Raw genomic sequence first — 2,808 nt, 5'->3', positions numbered from 1 at the left:
TGGCGCCGCGCGGAGTGCTTCCAGAGTGCGGACGACCACCTGCTCGATCTGCTCGTCGCCGATGCTGCGCGGAGCTCCGGGGCGGGGTTCGTCATAGAGGCCAGCCGCTGCTCGACAAAGCGCGTGCGCCACGTGCCCACGGTGGCCGGCGTAACGCGCAGGCGGCGAGCCACGTCCTTGTTGTCCGCTCCGGTCGCACACGCCAGCACGATGCGCGCGCGACGCGCCAGCGCTGGAACCGAACCGGACCGATGAGCCAGAGATTCCAATTCGCGTCGCTCCTCTGGGGTCAAACTCAGCGGGGTCTTGGGACGTCCCGTGCGCATGCCTTCCTCCTTATAGAGGAATACGCACCGGCCGCGCCATTTGTTTCAGTTATTTCTGTTACACAACACTAGAGGTCTTGAAGTAAAGAACTTGTCGTAAATGAGTCAAGTTTTCAAGCGGCAAGTTGTGTTCTGTCGACCCAGGCTTTGAGTTGCTGGTCGAGTTTATCGAAGCATCGGCGAAGCGGGGTGTTGGGAGTAGACAACTCGGGTAGTATGGCGCCCAGCCCGGGTCGCAGGATGCGCGCGTAGGTTCGGGTGAAGAACCATCCGCTGCGCAAGCCGAGGATGGTCAGGCGGTATCGGTGACTGCCGGGGATGCGTTCGATCATGCCGTGGAGACGCAGGCGGCGGAGTTGGTACGTCATCCGGCCTTGCGTCAGCTCATCGGGTTGCAGGCCAAGCAACGGCGCCAGATTCTCGCGGAGATTGCGATTGGAGAAGCCTGTGGGAAGCAGTTGGAACAACAACAGCGCACTCCACAACGCCTGGACTGGGGGATCGGCAAAACGGAGCGCGGAAGCCCGTTGCGCCGCGATCTGAATCGGACGGTTCACCCTCTGGAAAACTTCCTCGGAGAGCAGGCAATCATGGCTGATCTGTTCGACCTGGAGCAAACGGCGGTTGGCCTGGAAGCCGATTTTACGCAGCGTGGGCAAGTTGCGCAAACTCTTGCCGACATAAAAGTCGCGGGTGTTGTTGATCGTGGTTTCGGTCCGCAAAGCGCGGCCTTCCTTATGGTACTGCTTGATGCGCGTTCCTTTGTAATCGATGTGGAGGGAAGGGATCACACCGTCGGTGATGACCCGGGTGCGAAACGGTCCCGGTGTGCTTCTGGTCACCCAGCGATCGAAGATCAGTTGAATCTGCTTGGGGCGTCCCGCGTCCAGATTCTCCCGTATCACTTCTTCAAAGAAGATTCGTCCGCTGACCGGTCGGTCGAGCACCTGGGTCAGCGAAAACTCGATTTGCAGGATGGAGAGTTGATAGCGGTATCCTGCCTGCCGGTCCGTGGCGGAGAAAGGATGGGGCAGCATGCGCAACCATTTGCGTAACAGTGCTTCGATCTTCTCCTCCGAGAGTCCATCGCAGATCGATTGAAGCCGGGCGGGATCCGCACAGGAAAGCACGCCGTTGTCTAACGCCTGGTACTCGATCCCTTTATTCTCCAGTTGCCGCTTAGCGTACTCATGCCCGTTCAGGCAGAGCTTGGCATTGTAGGGAAAGTAAGAGCAGAACTTCAGAAAGAATGGCCCGAAGTTGCGATCCAGACAGTAGAAATAGTAATGATTGACCAGAGCAGTCGATTTCACGATCCAGGCGTAGCTCTTATGGGTTCGCGGGTTATGGCGCTTCTCAGTGCGGTAGACGATGCACTTCTCTTGTGCTTTCCCTACGAACACGACCCCCTCATCCTGAGTAAATGCGGCACGACGCTGGTTGGCGATTTCGTCTTTCCGCTGACCCTTCTCGAAGGTGATCATGGGGAGGTTGTGGTCCCGGACATAGCGCTCAATCGACTCGACGAAGCGTCGAGTGATCGGTTCGACCATGGCGGTCGACGCTACCGGATGCCCGCGGTGGATGCGGATGAACTTCAGAACCCCTTCCACCGCTTGCAAAACTGGAACAAAGACATTGAGGTACATCCGGTCGATGCCCTCCAACTCAAGCCCCACATGCTTACGCAACACTTCCGCCACGCTGTGTGCGGATTCCAGATTCAACTTTGCAGTCGGATGGCCACGCATGGCTCCATTTATAAACTGCACCTCCGGCAGACCGCATCACATGCTCGTTGGGCGGGGGCGAAGCCCCGTTAGTGTACAGTCTCTAAAATGGCTTTACAGTGGCTTATTTTCTCGAGGATCTTTTCGATGCTGGCCGTCCAAAGGAAAGGTTTGGGTTGGCGGTTGTTGGGTTCGAGGTAGTCCTCGATAGCATCTACGAGATCCTGGACGCTATAGAAGCTGCCGCGCCGAAGCCGTTTTTCGGTCAGCTCCCGGAACCAGCGCTCCACCAGATTCAGCCAAGAAGAACTGGTGGGAATGAAATGAAGATGGAAGCGAGGATGCTTGGCTAACCAGGCTTTTACCTCTGGCTTTTTGTGGGTCCCGTAGTTGTCCACAATCAGATGCAGGTCGAGGTGGGCGGGCAGTTCGCGATCCAGGCGGCGTAGGAACTTCAGGAATTCCTGATGGCGATGCCGGGCCATGCATTCGCCAATCACCTTGCCTTCCAGCACGTTCAGGGCCGCGAACAGAGTGGTGGTTCCGTTGCGCTTGTAATCATGCGTCAGGGTGCCACAACGGCCTTTCCTCATCGGCAGGCGCGGTTGGGTGCGGTTCAGGGCCTGAATCTGACTTTTTTCATCCACACATAAAACCAGAGCCTTGTCCGGCGGGTTCAGATACAAACCCACCACGTCGGTCAGTTTCTCCACGAAATGCTGGTCGCGCGACAACTTGAAAGTACGTGTGCG

3 protein-coding genes are annotated in these 2,808 nt (G+C 57.4%); all 3 read right to left on the bottom strand.

Annotated features, from left to right (window positions below):
- Positions 1–326, bottom strand: a 326-nt coding sequence (locus VEG30_04970; protein ID HXZ79261.1) for a helix-turn-helix domain-containing protein, incomplete at its 3' end; no start/stop codon positions are given.
- Between the two features lie 113 nt (positions 327–439).
- Positions 440–2,077 (bottom strand): hypothetical protein, encoded by a 1,638-nt coding sequence (locus tag VEG30_04965; protein HXZ79260.1) that lies wholly within the window; start codon positions 2,075–2,077, stop codon positions 440–442.
- 68 nt (positions 2,078–2,145) lie between these two features.
- The coding region (locus VEG30_04960; GenBank protein HXZ79259.1) for an IS630 family transposase at positions 2,146–2,808 on the bottom strand (663 nt) is incomplete at its 5' end.

The organism is Terriglobales bacterium (assembly GCA_035624455.1).
Classification (GTDB): domain Bacteria; phylum Acidobacteriota; class Terriglobia; order Terriglobales; family Acidobacteriaceae; genus DASPRM01.
Note: the sequence above shows the minus strand (reverse complement) of the source record. Positions and strands in the feature narration are given on the sequence as shown.

Coding starts and splice junctions, on each gene's coding strand:
- VEG30_04965 (HXZ79260.1), bottom strand. CDS start 2,077: ATGCGTGGCCATCCGACTGCAAAGTTGAATCTGGAATCCGCACACAGC.